Below are 19403 nucleotides of genomic sequence, written 5' to 3' on the forward strand. Positions count from 1 at the left end.
AGGAGGAACCGCCGCCGCCCAACTCACCCATTACGCTAGCCGTCCTTCCGCTGCTCTTCCACCAACCAGGCCCGCACACCCATCACGCCGACCGCTGATCCGCCGGCCCTTCCGCCCGCGCCAGGTTCAGGGCGCTATTGATCAACCCGATATGGCTGAACGCCTGCGGGAAGTTCCCCAGCATGCGCTTCGCACCCGGGTCATATTCCTCCGCCAGCAACCCGACATCGTTGCAGATATCAAGCAGCCGTTCGAACAGCTTCAGCGCATCGTCGCGGCGGCCGATCATATTGAGGGCGTCGACGAGCCAGAAGCTGCAGGCGAGGAAGGCGCCTTCGCCTGGCGGCAGGCCGTCATCCACTTCCTGCGTCTCGTAGCGCAGGAGCAGGCCATCGCGCAGCAGTTTGCGCTCCACCGCCTCGACGGTCGCGATATAGCGCGGGTCATCGGGCGCAATGAAGCCGACCATGCCGAGATGCAGCAGGCTGGCATCCATCGCCCTGGAGCCGTATGCCTGTGTAAAGCAGCCGAGCTCGGCATTGAACGCCTTTTCGCAGACCTCGGCATGGATGCGATCGGCGAGCGCGCGCCAGCGGGCGGCGCCAGCGGGCTCGCCGTCGGCCTCGGCAATCTGGACGGCGCGGTCGAAGGCCACCCAGGCCATGACCTTGGAATAGGTGAAATGCTGGCGTTGGCCGCGCACCTCCCATATGCCCTCGTCGGGCTCGACCCAGACCTTTTTCAGAAAGGGCAGAATGGCCTTCGCCAGTTCGCGCTCGCGCGGATGCGACGGCAGGCCGCCCTTGCGGGCCTGCAGCATGGCATCCGCCACCTCGCCATAGACATCGAGCTGCACCTGTTCGGCGGCGGCATTGCCGATGCGCACCGGCGCCGAGCCCTCGTAGCCCTGCAGCCAGGGCACCTGCCATTCCAGCAGGTTGCGCTCGCCGGCGACGCCATACATGATCTGCATCTGTGCCGGAGCGCCAGCGACGGCCCGCAGCAGCCAGCGGCGCCAGGCTTGAGCCTCTTCGTAATAGCCGAGCTTCATCAGGGCGAGCAGGGTCAGCGTCGCGTCGCGCAGCCAGCAATAGCGGTAGTCCCAGTTGCGCGGGCCGCCGATCTTTTCGGGCAGGGAGGTCGTGGCGGCCGCGACGATGCCGCCTGTCGGCATGTAGGTCAGCGCCTTCAGCGTGATGAGGGAACGCTTCACCTGATCCGTCCACTTGCCAACCTTGGGGCATTTCGCGGCAAAGGATAACCAGAATTCCTCCGTATCCGGCAGTGCATATTCCACCTGCCGCTGGGCCGGCGGCGGCAGATGCGAGGGGGACCAGGTGAGCGTGAAGATCTGCTGCTCGCCAGCCGCGACCTGGAAGGCGCCGACCGTGCTCATGCCGCGGCCTTCCAGCGGCACGGCGCAGTTCAGCGTCAGTCTATCAGGGCCGGCAATGGCAGTGATGCCGCCGTCTTCGCCATGCGTGACCCAGGGAACGGTTCGCCCGTAATCGAAGCGAAGATTGAGCTCCATATCGAAGGCGACAGTGCCGCTTTTGCCCTCGACGATGCGCATCAGATCGCTCGCTCCATCACGCAGCGGCATGAAGTCGGTGAGAAGGGCGGTGCCGGTCTCGGTCTGAAACTCTGTTTCGAGAATGAGCGTGTCTTCGCGGTAGCGGCGCGAGACGCGGTATTTTCCGCCCGCGGGCGAGAGCGACCAGAAGCCATTATCCTTAGTGCCGAGCAGGGCGGCGAAGCAGGCGGGAGAATCGAAGCGCGGAAAGCACAACCAGTCGATCGAGCCGTTTCTGGACACAAGTGCCGCGGTCTCGCAATCTCCGATAAGGGCGTAATCCTCGATAGGTGCCGTCACCATAGCCTCCTGCGCATATCAGCTGGGCTTTAGGTAGCGCTCGTATGCAGAGGTCAACTGCGTTGATCAGCCGCTCGCCATCACGGCCTCAACCAACCGCTTATACCGCGGGTGATCGCGGATCGGGTCGAGGTCCGGATCGCTGCTCCACCAATAGCGATGCGCGGAGGCGCGGGGGATGACTTTTTCCAAGAGATCGAGCGCCGCTTCATGGTCTCCCATGTTCAGATAGGCGCAGGCGATGTTGTACATGGCGTTGAGATCATCGGGGTCGATGGCGAGCGTGCGCGCCGCCCATTCCCTGGCGCGCTCGCGCTCGCCGAGATAGGCCAGGACCAATGCTCCCAGCTGGGCCGGGCTCGAATTCTCCGGATGCAGGCTGAGCTCGCGTTCGGCCCGCTCCAGGCCCAGCCGGCCGGCCCGCTTCATGTCGGCGTCGCGGCCAAGCTTGAGATAGACGCAGGCCAGCAGGGCGGCGGAACGATAGTCGTCGAACCGCAGCTGGGTGGCCCGTTCGAACAGGAGGGCGGCCCTTTCGAAATCGCCATTTTCGAAGAAGAAGCGCGCGAAGAAATAATTTGCCTCATGCAGATCGGGATCGAGCGTGAGCGCCAGCTCGAATTCGGCCGCGGCCTCATCTCGCTGCCCGCCATATTGCAGGGCGAGGCCGCGCGAGGCATGGGCGTCGGCCAGATCGGGATCGAGTTCCAGCGCCCTGGCGCTCGTCGCGAGGATGCCATCGATCGAGATATCGGCATATTGCCAGGAGCGGAGAACGGAATCGCAGAGCGCGATGCCCGCATAGGCGCGCGCATAGTCGGGGTCGATCTCGGCTGCCTTCGCGAACATGCGCCGCGCCAAAAGCATGTAGGATCTTGAGCACATGTGCAGGAATTGCCGGCCCCGGAGGTAATAGGTGTAAGCCTCGACATCTTCCGTCGGCGCGGTGTTGATCGCCGCTTTCTCGCCCGGTAGCAGCCTGACCTTCAGCTGTTCGATAATAGCGTGGGCGATCTCGTCCTGTATGGCGAAGATATCGGTCAGTTCGCGGTCGTAGCGCTCCGCCCAGAGATGGCTGCCATCCCTGCCGTCGACAAGCTGGCCGGTGATGCGGACGCGGGCGCCGGCCTTGCGCACGCTGCCTTCGAGCAGGAAGGCGACGCCGAGTTCGTGGGCCACCTGCTCGATCTTCACAGCCCGGCCCTTATAGGTGAAGCTCGTATTGCGGGCGACGACATGCAGGTCGGAGATTTTCGCGAGGTCGGTGATAATGTCTTCGGTGATGCCGTCGGAGAAATATTCCTGCTCCGGGTCGCCGCTCATGTTGCTGAAGGGCAGGACGGCGATCGATATTTTCTTAAGCGCTCGCGGCTCGGTGCGGAAAGACATGCCCTGATCGAAATTCACGCGGTAGCAGGCGATTGGTTCGGCGATGTTCTTGACCCGCTGCTCGCCCATCGGCTCGAAGGCAAAGGCGAGCTTGCCGGAAACCTCCTTGGAAACCTTGCCCGACACGCAGATGCCGCCGGGCTCGGCAAGAGCCTGCAGGCGGGCGGCGATGTTCACGCCCTCGCCATAACGATCCTCACCCTCGACGATCACCTCGCCGAGATTGATGCCAATTCGAATTTCCAGGGGGCGGAGTTCCGGCGAGGTGTTTTCCGAAGCGCCGGCATTGCGCCTGATCATGCCGCGCTGCAGGGCGGCGGCGCATTCCACCGCATCGACGACGCTGCCGAATTCGGCCAGCAATCCATCGCCCATCAGCTTGAAAATGCGGCCGTTGTGTTTGCGGATTTCCGGCTCCAGCAGCTCTTTGTGATCCGCCCTCAGCCGCTGGAACGTGCCGGCCTCATCCTGCTCCATCAGCGCCGAATAACCGGCGACATCGGCGGCGAGAATAGCGGCGAGCTTGCGTTCCATGCCGGTCCCCTCGATGAGCATGCTCTCGAGCGGAGTGTAGCATAGGCGCGAAAGGCAGTCTGCCCGCTGCAGATATCGTGGGCAGCCCCGAACATGACGAAAGAGCCGCTGGCAGCTAGAGGGCCGCACGGCGCACACCCTCCGCAATGCGCGTCTCCTGACCTACAGCAACAGGCGCTCCAGACTCCCCTGGTCCTTCACCCCATGCTGATAGAAATGCAGGATCTGGATGGCCAGTTCCTCACGCTCGTCATTGCTGGCGATATGCCTTGCCATGCAGATATGCTCAAAGACGCGCTGGCAAAGAGCGACATCTTCTTCCTGCATCGGCGTCTGGCTCGCCGACATTTTATCTCTGATCATAGACATTCCCTCAAACGTCCCCCGGGAACGTTCTAGGGCGCAGATTGTGTTCTTCAATAAAAAGGAGATCACGTCATCGTGCAGCCCCCGGTCCGTCCTGGGGATTTCTTCAATGCCTGTTCACGATGTTACGCACGTAATAGCAACATATCGGCGCTTGCGGTATGGAAGGAGAAGGGAGGCCCGATTTAGAGCTGTGGGCAACCCTTCTCCACTGGGTTTGCAGCATCCAGCGTGGAGCATTGTAGGCTGGAATAATGGAACCGCAATTTCACTTTTTAAATCTCGGGGAAATTATTTCAGCTATTGCTTAATAAATGCCCGGCGGTACTTTCCGCCGGGCATTTACGCAATCTTTGCACAGTAAAAACGGCGATTTGTGTGACTTTTTGACTGCTCAAACCGCAATGCCGATCTGCGATTCGCGCATCTGACCCCGACACCAAGGCGATTATCGCCGGCTCAGTTTCCAACCAGGAGGCAAAGCCGCTCTATTTGCAGGGCCGGAAGGGGCCAAAGCCTATATCCGCATCGTGCCCCAGCCGATCTGACCTGAGAGGCAGGGACCTGACCTGAGAGGCAGGGGCTTACGTAAGGGAAAGGCTACATCGCCTTACGGCAGCTAGTAATATTAGGCGAGGGCGGGCCATTCGATCCGTCCCTGTCGCTCCTTCCGCTTTTTCCGGCGCAATATTATGATCTGCTGATAGGTCCGATGCAGTTCGCAGCCCAGGTCCGGGACGACCAAGCCAGCAACGGAGTGGACAGATGATTTTCCGACAGCTTTTCGACAGTGTTTCCGGCACCTACACCTATCTCATCGCCTCCAGGCGCGGCGGCGAGGCGCTGATCATCGATCCCGTCCTGGAAAAGGTGGATCGCTACATGCAGCTCGTGCGCGAACTGGACCTGAAGCTGGTCAAGGCGGTGGATACGCACCTGCATGCCGACCACATTACCGGCCTCGGCGCGCTGCGCGACCAGACGCATTGCATCACCGTGATGGGCGAGCAGACCAAGGCGGATGTCGTGGCCATGCGGGTTTCCGAAGGAGACCGCGTCGGCATAGAGGGCCTCAGCCTCGACGTGCTCTATACGCCCGGCCATACGGACGATTCCTATTCCTACCTGATGGGCGACCGCATCTTCACCGGCGACACGCTGCTCATCCGCGGCACCGGCCGCACAGATTTCCAGAACGGCGACCCCCGCGCCCAATATGACTCGATCTTCAACAAGCTGCTCCGCCTGCCGGAGGAAACGCTGCTCTTCCCCGCCCATGACTACAAGGGCGACACGGTCTCCACCATCGGCGAGGAAAAACGCTTCAACCCGCGCCTGCAGGTGAAATCGGTCGAGGAATATGCCGAGCTGATGAACAACCTGCACCTGCCCAACCCAAAAATGATGGACGTCGCCGTCCCTGCCAACATCCACATCGGCCTCCACCAGGACGAAATCGCCCGCAAGGGCTGGGCGGTATCTGCCAAGGATGCGCTTGTTCTCCGCGGCCGCCCGGATGTCGTTATCGTCGACCTGCGCGAGAGGAGCGAACGGGAGCGGCATGGGGTGATACCGGGTGCGCTGCATGCGCCCTATGCGGATCTGCAGGAGAACCTGTCAGCGGGCGGGATGCTGCATGAGCTGGCGGTGGCGACGGGCAAGAGGGTGGTGTTTTACTGTGCGTTTGGGGAGCGGTCGGCGATGGCCGTGCAGGCGGCGCAGGATGCCGGTGTGGGGAGCGCGTGCCATATTGAGGGTGGGATTGATGCTTGGAAGAAGGCTGGGGGTGTGGTGGGGGAGTGAGGGGAATTAGATCCCTGTTACCGATCCAAAAGGCTCGAAGCATAATCTCTCCGTCGCTACAGGTGGCCTCTTTAGGCATCGACGTAGCAATGCATGTGTCTGTCCGAAAAATCACTAATGGCTTTCCAGGTGTCGTTTTTGGCTGCCGAAAATGCGACAAGTTCCGTTCCTAGTAGTATCTGGCGTAACGTAGCTGGATGTATGGAGAGTAAGGAACATACAAGCTGACGGATAGGCCCGCCTGCTTGCCCTTCTACCGAGAAAAGTTCGTCGCCGAACTATCTCCGCGTTTGGCGCCGTCACCCCCATGTAAAGCGGCCTGACCAACTGTTTGATTTGGAAAGTTTTCAAACATCTTCACGATAACTGACGTCCCACAATTGTTTACGTCTGTGCGTACCGTGCGTCCAATATTGCTTGTAGTCGGCTAATCGCTCTGCAACTTCGCCCGTAAGCAATCCCTGTTCTTTCAGGAAAACCTCAAACTGATTTGGGTCCGGTTGGTGTCCGCTTCCCTTATGGATGAAGGGGTCAGAATAGACCCGCCACGCCTTTTGATTATCATCGTTCGCGATCTTGTGCATGGCGTTGACTGTGTGGTGAAAGTAGTCGAAACGGTCGATCGGCCTCTGTAAGTCGATGATGTGCTGGATCTTTGGCTCTTCCATGCCAATGGTTCTGAGGGAGCCGATGAGCGTGTCGATCATTTCCCCTTGAAACTTAGGGCCAGCAGCGCCCCATCGACCAGCGCCCTTAATCTGATTGACCGAAATTCCCGCCAGTGTCTCAGCTAGCTCGTGCAACTGCTCCAAAGTCGCCTGCGTTTCTGTGACCGCCTTGCGCATCTCCGTAACGAGACCTTTGTCTCCGAAGAGTTTGAAAACCTCGATATCGGGTAGGCGTGTCATCATCAGAACGACCGCCGCTGCGAGGAGCGTCAGATATGTTCCGCTCTTTTCCTCAATGATTAGGTAGGCGAAGAGCCCGATTAAGAGCAGCCCGACTATGTAACAGGGGATTTTGAAGATCTGATCTATTCTCAATTTGATCCGAGCCCGATTGTGAAATTGGGGGAATTCTATGCGTCGCTATATTTTGCTCGCATAGGTTGGCGTTATTGTCTCCGTTATACACGGAGATTCGCATGTTCAAAGACAAGACCGTTTTTGTTGTCGGGGCCGGTGCCAGCGCAGAATTTGGCATGCCGGTAGGTTCGGCGCTTATGGAAACAATCAGAAAGAATTGCACTTACTCGATTGAATATGGTCGGTTTAAAATGGGGGAAGAGGCCGAGTTGCTTTTCCGACATTATACGAACAAGTACAGCCTCGATAAAAAGGAGGATATTGATGCTCTGAACACCCATTTGGAAGTCATGCGCGAAATCGTTTCAAGCATCGACATGGCCGAGAGCATCGACGAGTACATTTATCGCCACAGCCACAATCCACTTGTAGCTGAAGTCGGGAAATTGCAGGTGGCTCATGCGATAGCGCGCGCGGAACATGGCTGCCATCTTCGTCCCGACGGCTTTAACGCGGCTGACAAATTCAAAGTCGCAAACAACTCGTGGGTCTACAATTTTGCCAAGGTCTTGATGATCGGGATACGAGCGGAAGAGATTGATCGAATTGGCGACAACATAACAATCATCTGCTTCAACTATGACCGTTGCGTCGAACACTATTTGGAGCATGCAATCGTGCATGCATATCCGGGAACTTCCAGTGAGCGGGCCCGCGAAATCGTCAACAGTATTAACATCATCCATCCTTATGGATGGCTCGGGTCTCTGAAAGCGTTTCCATTTGGGCGCGTGCAAAACTTTGCAGCCATGGCGGACAACCTCATTACTTGGTCAGAATCTATCCGCGACCCGCAAGTTAAAGAGCGCATGGGTCATGCGATGAGCGACGCCGAAACAATTGTTTTTCTCGGTTTTGCGTTCGCGCGACAGAATATGGACCTGTTGCACGCAACCGACAAGAAATGGGCCGAGAACGGGGTGGATGTCTTCGCTACCGGTAAGGGCCTAGAGCCTGAGGCAGAAGCATCATATCAACAGAATATCTCGCTACTCTACAGCCCACATCGAGCGTTCAAAGCGATGGAGAGGGTGCGGTTGCAGTGGGATACTGAATGCGCTCCGTTTATGAAGAAGCATCGTTATAATCTGTCGCTCTGATACCCATAAAATCTTGGGAGTTGGAAAGTATTAGGATGAGGTAATTTTGCGCCGCTAACCGATTTGCCTGTCTGCCATGATGCCAACCCCGATCGGGCAAGTCAGTTGGCCTCGTCTTCCTTCACCTAATTTGCGAGGCAATACCTTCCCAGGCGCGAGGCACACGAGGAGAGGAATGACTGGCAGGAGGACATGGACACCTGGAAGCTTTTCCTATTGTGTTTAGTCAGCGGCGAAACGAGCACCCCATGCCCGAAAAATCCACCCCCGAAGCTCTGAGCCAGCGCATCCACGCCCGCCTTCTCGCCCGCAGTAGCGGCCCGGCGTGGAGCACCATTTCCGCCCACCTGCTCTCCCACCAGCCGCTCGAAACCAATCTCCTCGTGCCCGCCGTCGCCGAGCCGCTCGTGGTCTGGATCGTCTCCGGCTCCGCTCGCATCGAGGAGCGGGACATCGGCGGGGAGTGGATGTCGGTGGAGGTCTCGGCGGGGGATTTTTATCTGACGCAGAGCGAGACACCCTATGAGATGCGGTGGGAGACGAGTGCGGGCGAGCCGCTTTGCGTCATGCATCTCTATCTTGGGCTGCCGATCTACCAACAGGCGATATCCGAGGTTTTTCGCGCTGACGGTGCGGATCGGTTTCGGCTGGCGGATGTTTCGGGGGCGCGGGACGAGGCGATTTCGGGGCTGATGGGGATGATCCTGAAAGAGCTGACGGACGCGGCCGCGCCCAGCGAAATGGTCGTGCAGGGCATTGCGCAGGCGCTCGCCGTCCATCTCGTGCGGCAGTATGGCAGGCGGGATAGCTCAGTGCCCGCCCGGCGCGGGGCGCTGCCGGCCTTCAAGCTGCAGAGGGTGGTGCGGATGATGGAGGCGGGGCTCGATCAGGCCTTCAATCTCGAAAGCCTGGCGGCCGAGGCCGAGCTCAGCGCCTTTCATTTTTCCCGCGTCTTCAAGCAATCGACCGGCACGTCGCCATCGGATTATTTCATTCAGCTGAAGATGGCCGAGGCGCGCCGGCTGCTGCGCGAGACGGATGAGAGCATCATTCAGATCGCGCTCGATCTCGGCTATTCCAGCCCCAGCCATTTCGCGCAGGTGTTCCGGCGGGCCGTCGGTGTCAGCCCGCGCGATTACCGCGGGTAGCGCTTTTGTCCTGCGCATTTCCGGGCGCGAAACCGCTGCGCACTTTTGCTGAAATTGCTCTTGTTCGCAGCAAATCCCCGATAGTTGCAGCAAGCGGCCGAGCGAAAGCGGGCGCCCGATTTTCTAGTTTGTTCCCATCGCAACCGACCGTCGCAACGACGGCAATGAAAGGGAATGAAACAATGTCAATCCAGGGAAAAGTCGCTCTCATCACGGGTGCATCCAGCGGCATCGGCGCTGCCACGGCGCTGAAGCTTGCCGCCAATGGTGCCAAGGTCGGCCTTGCCGCACGCCGCGCCGACCGGCTGACGCAACTCGTCGCCGAGATTGAAAAAGCCGGCGGTCAGGCCATCGCATTGGAGATGGATGTCGTCGACAACGCCTCCGTCACTGCGGGTGTTTCAAAGCTCGTCGAGGCATTCGGCACGGTCGATATCCTCTTCAATAATGCCGGCCTCATGCCGCTTTCCGACATAGACATGCTGAAGACGGATGAGTGGCACCGGATGGTGGACGTCAATATCAAGGGCGTGCTCAACACCACAGCTGCCGTGCTGCCGCACATGATCGGCCGGAAATCCGGTCATATCGTCAACACCTCGTCGATTGCCGGCCGCAAGGTCTTTGCGGGCCTGTCGGTCTATTGCGCGACGAAACACGCGATCACGGCGCTGTCTGACGGCATGCGCATCGAGCTTTCGAAGAAGCACAATATCCGGGTGACCTGCGTGCAGCCGGGTGCTGTCGAAACCGAACTCTACGACCAGATCTCGGACCCGGCTGCGCGCCAGCAGATGGATGATCTGAAGACGCAAATGGAGTTTTTGAAGGCCGAGGATATTGCCGAGACGGTGCTGTTTGCGCTGCAGTCGCCGCGGCATATGGATATTGCCGAGGTGTTTGTGATGCCGACGCAGCAGGCTTGGTGAAGTACTTCCCGGATCTTTGCACAAAGCCGATGTCGCGGGTTCACGGCATCGGCTGTGGAAAGCCGTGTATGGCAGATATTATTCTCGTAATATTTGTAGGAATGTACGCCTTGCTTTGCCTGTTTGGAGATTGAACTGATGAGGACGATTGTATTTCTCAGTGCCGCCGCGATGACACTGGCTGGGTGCCAGACGCCGATGCCGCAATCCGTTGTAGATTCTCAGCGTCCTGCGTCCGACTCGGTCAAACGCGAATATGTTGACGCCCTGCGCGGGACCATTAAACCGGGAAACTTCGTGAAGGCCGAGATTTCCAGCGTGGTACTGCTCGATCCTGAAAAACAGATCTACGTTTACTGCACGCGGACTGCGGAGCGTGCCTACCCAAACTGGTCCTATATCGGCCTTTCCTTGGAACAGAACATGATCATGGGCCTCGCAAAGAATGACTATCGCTGCCACGACAAGCGGCTGCGATACTACGATTTTCCCGAGCTGCGGAACATGAAGTCCTGACGGAGGGGCGAGGGCTTCGGCCTCCTCGCCAACCAGCGGATCACCCATGGCATATATCGAAACTGCAATATGGGGTATGGATGAAGGACATCAATCTACCACAAGTCGATATTTTCCTGCTGGCCTAGACGGTGGGAATGCTCGTCGGGCACATTCCGTTTCTTGCCGGCGGTTTCGCGCTGATGCTGATGCTCCTGAAAGTCGTCCTCTCGGTGCCGGTTTGTCTCGTCGCATTCGTAATATATGCGACGAACGCCTCTCGCATGCACAGGCGCCCGGTTTTCTCGTCCATTGTCCTGTTCCTTGCCGTACTGTTTCCATCCGTGATTCTGTCTCTGGTCTGGTTCCGGAACGAAGGTGAATTCAGGGCGTTTCTGACCGCGGCGCCCTTGGCTCTTCTCGTTCCGGCTCTAGCAACATCGTGCCTGTGTTTCGCCTTCATGATCAGGCGACGTTTTCGCCAGGTCGCCTGACGGATGAACTCAGAGCCAACTCAGCCTTCAACCCACACCGCGCACCGCCCAGGCCACGCTCTCGAACCCGCGCGGCCCATCCTCTGACCTGTCATCGAGATAGGCCGCCTTCAGTGCCTCCCGCAGCCGCTCGCGTCTTGCCTCCGGCAATGCCTCGAAGAAGGCCGAAAACCGTCCCTGTCCATAGACTTTCGGCAGGTAGAAATCGTCGAAATCGGCGTAGTTCATCGTGATCGTCAGCCTTGTCTCGGTGACATCGGCAAAGCCTGCACTGGCAAACAGCGCCCGCAACTCGCCCTCCGCCGTCATCGGCCGCGGGCCTGATGGAATGCCGTTGCCTTCGGCTTCGGGTTCGACGGCGCGGATCGTGTTCCAGAAGAGGCGCCAGCTCGGCATGCCGTCATGGGACCAGACGGCGGCGGCAGCGGTGGCGCCCGGCTTGAGGACGCGGCGCATTTCGGTGATGGCCTTGTCGGCATCGGAGACGAAGTGGAGGACAAGCAGGGAATAGGCGGCGTCGAAGCTTTTGTCCTCATAGGGCAGGGCGCAGACGTCGCCCTGACGGGCCGATATTCTCGGGTCGTCGGTGCGGGCGCGGAGCGCGGTGACAAAATTTTCTTCGAAGTCGAGGGCTTCGATGGCCTGCAGGCCGGGGTGGGCTGCGAGCGCCAGCGTCAGGCTGCCGGTGCCGCAGCCGGCGTCGAGGACGCGGCCGTGCGAGGGCACGCCGGCGAAGGCGAGGAAGGGGTCTGAGAGTTTGCGGCTCCAGCGGCCCATGGCGGCTTCATAGGCCTGTGCGCCCCTGGCGATGAAGGTAGATGGCATGGGTTTTCCCGGCGGATGTGCTTTTGCCGGACGGATATAGGGCGGGTGGATACGGTGTCTATTGCTTGGGCTGGTTCGTCCGGCCTTGGAGTGCTCGACACCCCCTCTGGCCTGCCGGCCATCTCCCCCACAGGTGGGGAGATTGGCTGGGAGCGCCGGCTTCCCCAAATAGTAGACGTTGCAAACTGCGCAATGTCAGCGAGGTGGGAATGTCGCGCCGCTTGTCGATCTCCACCCTTGTGGGGGAGATGGCCGGCAGGCCAGAGGGGGTGCCCCACTGCAGACCCTACAATTCTTCAGCTTCGCCCAAGCCCGAAAACAAAAAACCTCCCGGACCCTCAAGGGAGCCCGGGAGGCATGACGCACCGGTCGTAGGTCAGGAGTGGATGGCCGGGGCGGTTGGTGGTGTCTCGGGTGCGGCTGGCGGTTGCTCCTCAGCGACCGGCCGCCTCGTGCGCATCAGCTTCAGCACGAAGACGAAGAAGGCCGGGACGAAGAAGATGGCGAGCACGGTGGCGGAGATCATGCCGCCGAGCACACCGGTGCCGATGGCGTTCTGGCTGGCGGCACTCGGCCCTGTCGCGATCGCCAGCGGCACGACACCGAGGGTGAAGGCGAGCGAGGTCATGATGATCGGGCGGAAGCGGACGCGGGCGGCTTCTATCGCCGAATCCAGGAGCGACTTGCCTTCGGCGTAATAATCCTTGGCGAATTCGACGATCAGGATGGCGTTCTTGGCCGAGAGGCCGATGATGGCGATGAGGCCCACCTTGAAATAGATGTCGTTGGGCATATCGCGCAGCATCACCGCCGCGACCGAGCCGATGACGCCGAGCGGCACGACCAGCATGACCGCGAGCGGGATCGACCAGCTTTCGTAGAGGCCTGCCAGAAGCAGGAAGACGAAAAGGATCGACAGGCTGAAGAGGATCGGCGCCTGGCTGCCGGAGGTGATTTCCTCCGCCGACTGGCCGGACCATTCGAAGCCGAAGCCCTCGGGAAGCTGCGAAGCGAGACGTTCCATTTCGGCGATTGCCGCACCCGAGGACTGGCCGGGGGCCGGCGCGCCGGAGATGCGCACGGTCGGATAGCCGTTATAGCCGACGATCTGCGGTGCGCCCTTCTGCCATTGGGCAATGGCGAAGGAGGAGAGCGGCACCATGCCGCCGCTCGCATTGCGCACGTTGATCTTCATCACGTCGTCGATCTGCAGGCGGGCGCGATCATCCGCCTGGACGATGACGCGCTGCATGCGGCCGGTATTCGGATAGTCGTTGATATAGGACGATCCGAGATTGGCGGTGATCGCGTTGTTGATATCGGCGAAGGAGATGCCGAAGGTGTTGGCCTTTTCGCGGTCGATCACCATCAGCACCTGGGCTGCGTCAGGCATGCCTTCGACGCGCATGCCGGTCAGGACAGGGCTCTTGCCCGCCATCTGCATCAGCTGGCCGGCGGCCTCGACAAGTGCCGTCTGGCCCTTGCCGCCGCGGTCCTGCAGGCGGAAGGAGAAGCCGCCGGTGGCGCCGAAGCCTTCGATCGGCGGCGGCGAGAGCGCGAAGGTGGTGGCGTCCTTCAGCGCGAAGAGCTGGCCGTTCACGCGGTTGGCGATTTCCTGCACGGTGTTGCCGGGGCCGCGGTCTGCCCAGTCTTTCAGGGTGACGAAGGCCAGCGCGGCATTGGCGCCGTTGCCCGAGAAGGAGAAGCCCTGGATCGCCACGATATTTTCGACAGCAGATTCGGAGCGGAAGATCTTTTCCACCTGCTTGATGGATTCGATCGTACGGTTGGCGCTCGCTTCCGGCGGGCCCTGGATGTCGACGATCATGAAGCCCTGGTCTTCATCCGGCACGAAGGCCGTCGGCAGGTTGATGAAGAGGTAGCCGAGGCCGATGACGAGGGCGAGGTAGACGATCATCATGCGACCGGCGCGGCGCGCCATGCCGGTGACCGTCTTCGAGTACCCTGACGTGATGCGCTCGAAATTGCGGTTGAACCAGCCGCCGATGCCGCGCTTGTGGTGATGGCCCTGCTTGATGGGCTTCAGGAAGGTAGCGCAGAGCGCCGGTGTGAGCGACAACGCCAGGAAGGCCGAAAACAGGATCGAGACGACCATGGTCAGCGAGAACTGGCGGTAGATGATACCTGTTGATCCCGGGAAGAAGGCCATGGGAATGAAGACGCAGGAGAGGACCAGCGTGATGCCGAGGATGGCGCCGGTGATCTGGCTCATCGCCTTCTGCGCGGCTGCCTTTGGCGACAGCCCTTCCTCGGCCATGATGCGCTCGACATTTTCAACGACGACGATCGCGTCATCGACGAGAATGCCGATCGCCAAGACCATCGCGAACATGGTGAGCACGTTGATGGAAAAGCCCGTCGCATACATGACCGCGCAGGTTCCAAGCAGAGCCACCGGCACGACGAGTGTGGGGATGACCGTGTAGCGGAAATTCTGCAGGAAGATGAACATCACCACGAAGACGAGGGCGACGGCCTCGACCAGCGTGTGGATGACCTTTTCGATCGAGGCCGAGACGAAGGGGCTGGTATCGTAGGGAACGGAATATTCGATGCCTGAGGGGAAGAAGCGCGAAAGCTCCTTCATCTTCTCGTTGACGGCGTTGGAGACGGCAACGGCATTGCCCGTCGACGAGAGCTGGATGGCGATTGCGGCACTCGGCTGGCCGTTCAGGCGGCTGGTGAAATTGTAGGATTCCGCACCCTGCTCGACGCGGGCGACATCCTTCAGGCGCACGGTGGAGCCATCGGGATTGGCGCGCAGGATGATCTCGCCAAATTGTTGCGGCGTCTGCAATTGCCCCTGCATGAGCATTGTTGCCGTCAGGTCCTGGGTGACCGGGTTCGGCGCGGCGCCGATCTGGCCGGCGGCCACCTGGGCATTCTGGGCGGTGATGGCGGCATTGATGTCATCGGTCGTGAGGTTCAGGCCGACCATCTTGTCCGGGTCGATCCAGACACGCAGGGCGCGCTGGGCGGCAAAGAGCTGGGCGCGGCCGACACCATCGATGCGGCGCAGCTCGCCGATGATGTTGCGGGTGATGTAATCGCCGAGCGCCACTTCATCACGCGTGCCATCGGTCGAGGTGAGCGCGATGAACATCAGGAAGCCGGAGCTTGCCTCTTCCACGTTGATGCCCTGCGAGCGAACGGTGGCGGGCAGGCGGGCCTCGACGCGGCGAATGGCGTTCTGCACGTCGACGGAGGCCTGGTCGATATCGGTGCCGGCGCGGAATGTGGCGTTGATGCTGACCGAGCCGGAATTGTCCGAGGTCGATTCAAAATACATCAGGCCTTCGACGCCGTTCAGCTCATCCTCGATCTGGCGCGTCACGCCCTGATAGATTTCCTGCGGGGAAGCGCCCGGATAGGAAGTGGAGATCGAAAGCTGCGGCGGGGCGACCTTCGGATATTGCGAGACCGGCAGGAAGGGGATCGCGATGATGCCGGCAATCGAAATGAACAGCGCGAAGACCCAGGCCAGGATCGGCCTGCGAATGAAGAATTGTGCCATGGGGTTACTCCGCCTTTGCCGGGGCGGGCGCCGAAGCATCCGCTGCCGCGTCCGGCTTCCAGGGTTCGGGCGCGACCGTGGCGCCGGGCTGCACTTTCTGGACGCCATCGGCGATGACGGTTTCGCCTGCCTTCAGGCCGGATTCCACGACCCACTCGGAGCCGAGAACCTGGCCGAGCGTGACAGGGCGAAGCTCCGCCTTGTTGCCTTCGGCGAGCACATAGACCTGCGCCTGGCCGGCTTCGTTTCGCGTGACCGCCCGCTGCGGCACCGTCAGTGCATTCTCGCGCACGGCCTGTTCGATGCGGACGCGCACATACATGCCGGGCAGGAGATCGCCGTTCTTGTTGGGGAATTCGGCGCGCAGCGTCACCTGTCCGGTATTGGGGTCGACATTGGCGCTGGCGAACAGCAGCCGGCCGGGCTCGGCATAGAGGCTGCCATCGTCGAAGACGAGTTCGACGCGGGCTTCGCCGGGTGCGGTGCTGGCGAGCTTGCCCTCGGCCACGGCCCGCTTGAGGTTCAGGAGATCCTGGGCCGACTGGGTGAAGTCGGCATAGACAGGGTCGACCTGCTGGATCAGCGCCAGATTGGAGGTGCCGTCGGCGGTCACGAGCGCGCCCTCGGTCACCAGCGCACCGCCGATGATGCCTGAAATCGGCGCGCGGACCTCGGTGTAATCGAGATTGATCTTGGCCTCATCGAGGCCGGCCTCGGCACTCGCCACATCGGCATCCGCCTGGGCGACAGCGACGGCTGCCGTATCGTAATCGATGCCGGTCGCGATATTGCGCTCCTTCAGGTTCTGCTGGCGCTCCAGCTGCAGGCGGGCATTCTGCTGTGTCGCCTTGGCGCGCTGCAATGTGGCTTCAGCAGAGGCAACCCGCACGCGGAAAAGGCGCGGATCGATGCGGTAGAGCACGTCGCCCTGCTTGACGAAGGTGCCCTGTTCGAAGACGCGCTCCTGCAGGATGCCGGAAACGCGGGCGCGCACTTCCGAAACACGGGTGGCGGCAATGCGGCCCGGCAGTTCGTTGACGACAGGCACGGCATGGCTCTTCATCTCGACCACGCCGACGGCCGCCGGCGGCATCTGCATTCCGCCCTCTTGAGCGAATGTGTGCCCTGCTGTCAGTACGAGAAGGGTCGTGGCTGCCATCAACGCTTTCAGGCGCGGCAGTCTGGTATTGCGCAACATCGAACGTATCCCTTTTTGGCCGCCCCGGCGGCTTGCTAGGTTATTACTTTGGTTTCTTCATTTTCACGCAATTCCGGACGGAAAACCGTTTCACACTTTTCCTGGAATTGCTTAAGTTATTGTGGTTTCGAGTTTTTCAAGTCTTCGTTTCAGGCGGCTCGAGGAAGGTCGTGTAGACCTTGCGGATATCCTCGAGCAGCTCCTGCCGTTCCGCACCGCTCCAGCGGTGGAAATCGAAGAGTTCGGTACAGTAAAAGCCGGTCAGCGCCAGATAGGCCATCAGGGCTGCCCGCGGCTTCGGCCCGGCGGCCATCGCCGCCAGATCGGTCACCACCCATTTGCGGATGATCTGCTGCAGATTTTCCTCGCTCGACATGGAGGCGCTGATCGCCATCGCCACGGCGCGGTCGGTATCATCAAGCGTCTTGTCGGCAGCCGCGATACGGCCGTAAAGCTCCGGGTGAGGGGTATCCGAACTCGCCTTCACGCATTCTTCCATATGGGCGATATCGGCGCCGACGCGGCGATCGACCAGCGCTTCCAGAAGGGCGCTCTTGGTCTTGTGGTCATAGACAACACGCGACTTGCTGACGCCGGCTTCCTTTGCGACCGCATCGATCGAAAGCCCCGTTGCACCGGCGCGCACGACGACGCGCTCGGCAGCGTCCAGAATATCGTCAGTGGTGATCTTGCGCGTTCGCGTCACGAATAGGGTTCCCGGTTTTCGCGGATAAAAATACGAACGTTCGGATTTAAATGCAAGCGCTTTTGTTTTTATGGAATGACAGGGCGGCGAAAGGGGCTGGAGCCACAGCGCTGAAAAGCCCGGGAAATATTGGGTTTCGGCTCAATCCACCCGCAAAACCCGCGCCTCCACCGGCTGCTCTATGCCCTTCAGCGACAGTGACCGTGCTTCCGTGCCGCCCATCAGTTCGGGCGCTTGCAGCGTCGTCTCCAGCGACACGAGGATTTCGCCGGGTGCCGCCTGCGATTCCAGCCGGGCGGCCTGGTTGACGACGCCGCCGATTGCGGTGAAATCGCTGCGGAAGCTGGAGAATTCGCCGATCTGCACATCGCCCGTGTGAATGCCGACGCCGATGCCGAGGGTGTAGCCGGTGTCGAGCTCGGCGAGCGCTTCCGTGCAGGAGCGCTGGATCTCCAGCGCGGCCCTGATGGCAGCTGCGGCATGGTCCTTGCGGGTGATCGGGAAGTTGAAGATCGCCATCAGCCCGTCGCCCATCTGCTTGTTGACGATGCCGTCATTTTCCCAGATCGCCTGTGCGGCGCGATCATGAAACAGGCTGACGATGCGGCTGAGGTCGATTGCGCCGATGCGCTGCGAAAGGCCGGTGTAACCTCTGATATCGGCAAAGAGGATGGTGGCGCCTGCAGTGATGTGGCGCTGCTTCTTCACATATTGGAAGGAGCGCTCGCAGATCGTGCAGATATCGGGGTTCATCTTGCTGCGCGTAATGCCAAACGCGCGGAAGGGCAGCGAAAGCGGGCCGCGGATCGGGATCGGCATATGCATCTGGTCCCAGCAGCCGCGGCAGATGCTCGCGCTGCCGGATTTTGGCGGATGCCCTGATATGGCTGATATCGTCATGTGCCGCATTCCCCCAATCACAAAAAACGAGCTTCCGCCTATCGGGCGGCTTTGGCAACTATTCAGGCTGAAGCGCGCTGCCCCTATGCGCTATCTGGCAGGACGTTTCGCGCATCGGCCGCATGCAGCCGCTTTTCCGCGAGCGCGATGAAGGCGCGCACCAGCGGCGAGAGGTGCTTGCTGCTGGGATAGACAACATAGAGGCCGCCCGATGCCGTCGTGTAGTCGTCGAGCACGCGCTGCAGCCGCTCGTCTGCGATACAGGTGAATGCGACGCCGTAAGGCAGCTGCGCGATGCCGTAGCCGGCAATGGCGGCTTCCATCACCGCCTGCATTTCATTGGCGGCGAAGCGTCCTGATACGGAGACCGTTTCCGGCCCGGCCGAGCCTTCCAGGACCCATTGCGCGTGGGCGGCCGATGGTCCGGCGATGACGCAGTCATGGTTTGCGAGATCATCAGGCGTGGAGGGTCGGCCTGCGCGGGCAAGATAGGCGGGGCTGGCGCAGAGCAGGCGATAGGTCGGGCCGAGCTTGCGGGCGATCAGGGTGGAATCCTCCAGCGATCCGGTGCGGAAGGCGAGGTCTATGCCGTTGTCGACGAGGTTCAGCCGCTCGTCGGTCAGCCGCAGCTCGACCTTGGCTTTCGGATAGGTCGCCATGAATTCGAAAGTCGCCTCCTGCAGGAAATGGCCGCTGAAGCCGACGGGAGCCGAAATACGGATCGTGCCCGAGGGCTCGGCCTGCGCTTCGGCGAGCCTGCTATTGGCGCCTTCAATCTTCCTCAGTGCCTCGCTTGCCTCGCCGTAATAGAGCCGCCCGGCCTCCGTCAGGCCTAGGCTGCGGGTCGTGCGCTGCAGGAGGCGCACGCCGAGGTCGCGCTCGAGGGCCGCAACCCGGCGGCTGACCGTCGTCTTGGGCATGCCGAGCAGCCGCGCGGCTGCGGTGAAGCTGCCGGTTTCGATGACGCGGGAGAAGATCACGATATCGTTGAGATCGATCATTGTTGCTCTCAATGGGACGATG

General features: G+C 60.7%; 15 protein-coding genes. 5 read left to right on the forward strand and 10 right to left on the reverse strand.

Going from position 1 to position 19403, the window contains the following annotated elements:
* Positions 1–82 precede the first annotated feature (82 nt).
* The 3 genes from AB4Z13_RS02075 to AB4Z13_RS02085 all read right to left on the reverse strand — a co-directional run bounded on the left by AB4Z13_RS02075 (position 83) and on the right by AB4Z13_RS02085 (position 4159).
* The gene (locus AB4Z13_RS02075) at positions 83–1873 is read right to left on the reverse strand and encodes a glycoside hydrolase family 15 protein (protein WP_442205908.1); all 1791 of its coding nucleotides are present in this window, start codon (positions 1871–1873) and stop codon (positions 83–85) included.
* 66 nt (positions 1874–1939) lie between these two features.
* A complete protein-coding gene (locus AB4Z13_RS02080; RefSeq protein WP_442205663.1) occupies positions 1940–3796 on the reverse strand; it encodes a TPR end-of-group domain-containing protein in 1857 nt (618 codons plus the stop codon).
* A gap of 162 nt (positions 3797–3958) precedes the next feature.
* Entirely contained in the window at positions 3959–4159 is a 201-nt protein-coding gene (locus tag AB4Z13_RS02085; RefSeq protein WP_113323600.1) for a hypothetical protein, read from the reverse strand.
* A gap of 768 nt (positions 4160–4927) precedes the next feature.
* Between AB4Z13_RS02085 and AB4Z13_RS02090 the strand changes: the two genes are divergently transcribed.
* On the forward strand, positions 4928–5965 hold the full coding sequence (locus tag AB4Z13_RS02090) for an MBL fold metallo-hydrolase (RefSeq protein WP_442205664.1): 1038 nt from the start codon (positions 4928–4930) through the stop codon (positions 5963–5965).
* Between the two features lie 347 nt (positions 5966–6312).
* Here the strand turns inward: AB4Z13_RS02090 and AB4Z13_RS02095 are convergent, their stop codons facing one another.
* Positions 6313–6876 (reverse strand): hypothetical protein, encoded by a 564-nt coding sequence (locus AB4Z13_RS02095; RefSeq protein WP_442205665.1) that lies wholly within the window; start codon positions 6874–6876, stop codon positions 6313–6315.
* A 233-nt stretch (positions 6877–7109) separates the two neighbouring features.
* Between AB4Z13_RS02095 and AB4Z13_RS02100 the strand changes: the two genes are divergently transcribed.
* The 4 genes from AB4Z13_RS02100 to AB4Z13_RS02115 all read left to right on the forward strand — a co-directional run bounded on the left by AB4Z13_RS02100 (position 7110) and on the right by AB4Z13_RS02115 (position 10743).
* On the forward strand, positions 7110–8150 hold the full coding sequence (locus AB4Z13_RS02100; RefSeq protein WP_442205666.1) for a hypothetical protein: 1041 nt from the start codon (positions 7110–7112) through the stop codon (positions 8148–8150).
* A gap of 248 nt (positions 8151–8398) precedes the next feature.
* Complete coding sequence (locus tag AB4Z13_RS02105; RefSeq protein ID WP_442205667.1) at positions 8399–9298, forward strand: helix-turn-helix domain-containing protein; 900 nt, start codon at positions 8399–8401, stop codon at positions 9296–9298.
* A 182-nt stretch (positions 9299–9480) separates the two neighbouring features.
* Complete coding sequence (locus tag AB4Z13_RS02110; protein WP_442205668.1) at positions 9481–10227, forward strand: SDR family oxidoreductase; 747 nt, start codon at positions 9481–9483, stop codon at positions 10225–10227.
* Between the two features lie 138 nt (positions 10228–10365).
* On the forward strand, positions 10366–10743 hold the full coding sequence (locus tag AB4Z13_RS02115; RefSeq protein WP_442205669.1) for a hypothetical protein: 378 nt from the start codon (positions 10366–10368) through the stop codon (positions 10741–10743).
* A gap of 500 nt (positions 10744–11243) precedes the next feature.
* Here AB4Z13_RS02115 and AB4Z13_RS02120 read toward each other — a convergent pair whose 3' ends face one another.
* From AB4Z13_RS02120 to AB4Z13_RS02145, 6 genes are all read right to left on the reverse strand, one after another.
* Complete coding sequence (locus AB4Z13_RS02120; protein ID WP_442205670.1) at positions 11244–12041, reverse strand: methyltransferase domain-containing protein; 798 nt, start codon at positions 12039–12041, stop codon at positions 11244–11246.
* Positions 12042–12417: 376 nt separating this feature from the next.
* Positions 12418–15576: a multidrug efflux RND transporter permease subunit gene (locus tag AB4Z13_RS02125; RefSeq protein WP_442205671.1), complete on the reverse strand. Its 3159-nt coding sequence runs from the start codon at positions 15574–15576 to the stop codon at positions 12418–12420.
* A gap of 4 nt (positions 15577–15580) precedes the next feature.
* On the reverse strand, positions 15581–16774 hold the full coding sequence (locus tag AB4Z13_RS02130; protein ID WP_442205672.1) for an efflux RND transporter periplasmic adaptor subunit: 1194 nt from the start codon (positions 16772–16774) through the stop codon (positions 15581–15583).
* Between the two features lie 136 nt (positions 16775–16910).
* Entirely contained in the window at positions 16911–17480 is a 570-nt protein-coding gene (locus AB4Z13_RS02135) for a TetR/AcrR family transcriptional regulator (RefSeq protein ID WP_439015304.1), read from the reverse strand.
* Positions 17481–17621: 141 nt separating this feature from the next.
* Entirely contained in the window at positions 17622–18389 is a 768-nt protein-coding gene (locus tag AB4Z13_RS02140; protein ID WP_310387970.1) for an adenylate/guanylate cyclase domain-containing protein, read from the reverse strand.
* A 74-nt stretch (positions 18390–18463) separates the two neighbouring features.
* Complete coding sequence (locus AB4Z13_RS02145; RefSeq protein ID WP_442205673.1) at positions 18464–19381, reverse strand: LysR substrate-binding domain-containing protein; 918 nt, start codon at positions 19379–19381, stop codon at positions 18464–18466.
* Positions 19382–19403 lie beyond the last annotated feature (22 nt).

This window comes from Rhizobium sp. YAF28 (assembly GCF_052113285.1).
GTDB lineage: Bacteria > Pseudomonadota > Alphaproteobacteria > Rhizobiales > Rhizobiaceae > Rhizobium.

Excerpts from the sequence above, each read along its gene's own strand:
- AB4Z13_RS02080 (WP_442205663.1), bottom strand. The coding sequence starts at position 3,796 with ATGGAACGCAAGCTCGCCGCTATTCTCGCCGCCGATGTCGCCGGTTAT.
- AB4Z13_RS02085 (WP_113323600.1), bottom strand. The coding sequence starts at position 4,159 with ATGATCAGAGATAAAATGTCGGCGAGCCAGACGCCGATGCAGGAAGAA.
- AB4Z13_RS02090 (WP_442205664.1), top strand. The coding sequence starts at position 4,928 with ATGATTTTCCGACAGCTTTTCGACAGTGTTTCCGGCACCTACACCTAT.
- AB4Z13_RS02095 (WP_442205665.1), bottom strand. The coding sequence starts at position 6,876 with ATGATGACACGCCTACCCGATATCGAGGTTTTCAAACTCTTCGGAGAC.
- AB4Z13_RS02100 (WP_442205666.1), top strand. The coding sequence starts at position 7,110 with ATGTTCAAAGACAAGACCGTTTTTGTTGTCGGGGCCGGTGCCAGCGCA.
- AB4Z13_RS02105 (WP_442205667.1), top strand. The coding sequence starts at position 8,399 with ATGCCCGAAAAATCCACCCCCGAAGCTCTGAGCCAGCGCATCCACGCC.
- AB4Z13_RS02110 (WP_442205668.1), top strand. The coding sequence starts at position 9,481 with ATGTCAATCCAGGGAAAAGTCGCTCTCATCACGGGTGCATCCAGCGGC.
- AB4Z13_RS02115 (WP_442205669.1), top strand. The coding sequence starts at position 10,366 with ATGAGGACGATTGTATTTCTCAGTGCCGCCGCGATGACACTGGCTGGG.
- AB4Z13_RS02120 (WP_442205670.1), bottom strand. The coding sequence starts at position 12,041 with ATGCCATCTACCTTCATCGCCAGGGGCGCACAGGCCTATGAAGCCGCC.
- AB4Z13_RS02125 (WP_442205671.1), bottom strand. The coding sequence starts at position 15,576 with ATGGCACAATTCTTCATTCGCAGGCCGATCCTGGCCTGGGTCTTCGCG.
- AB4Z13_RS02130 (WP_442205672.1), bottom strand. The coding sequence starts at position 16,774 with ATGTTGCGCAATACCAGACTGCCGCGCCTGAAAGCGTTGATGGCAGCC.
- AB4Z13_RS02140 (WP_310387970.1), bottom strand. The coding sequence starts at position 18,389 with ATGCGGCACATGACGATATCAGCCATATCAGGGCATCCGCCAAAATCC.
- AB4Z13_RS02145 (WP_442205673.1), bottom strand. The coding sequence starts at position 19,381 with ATGATCGATCTCAACGATATCGTGATCTTCTCCCGCGTCATCGAAACC.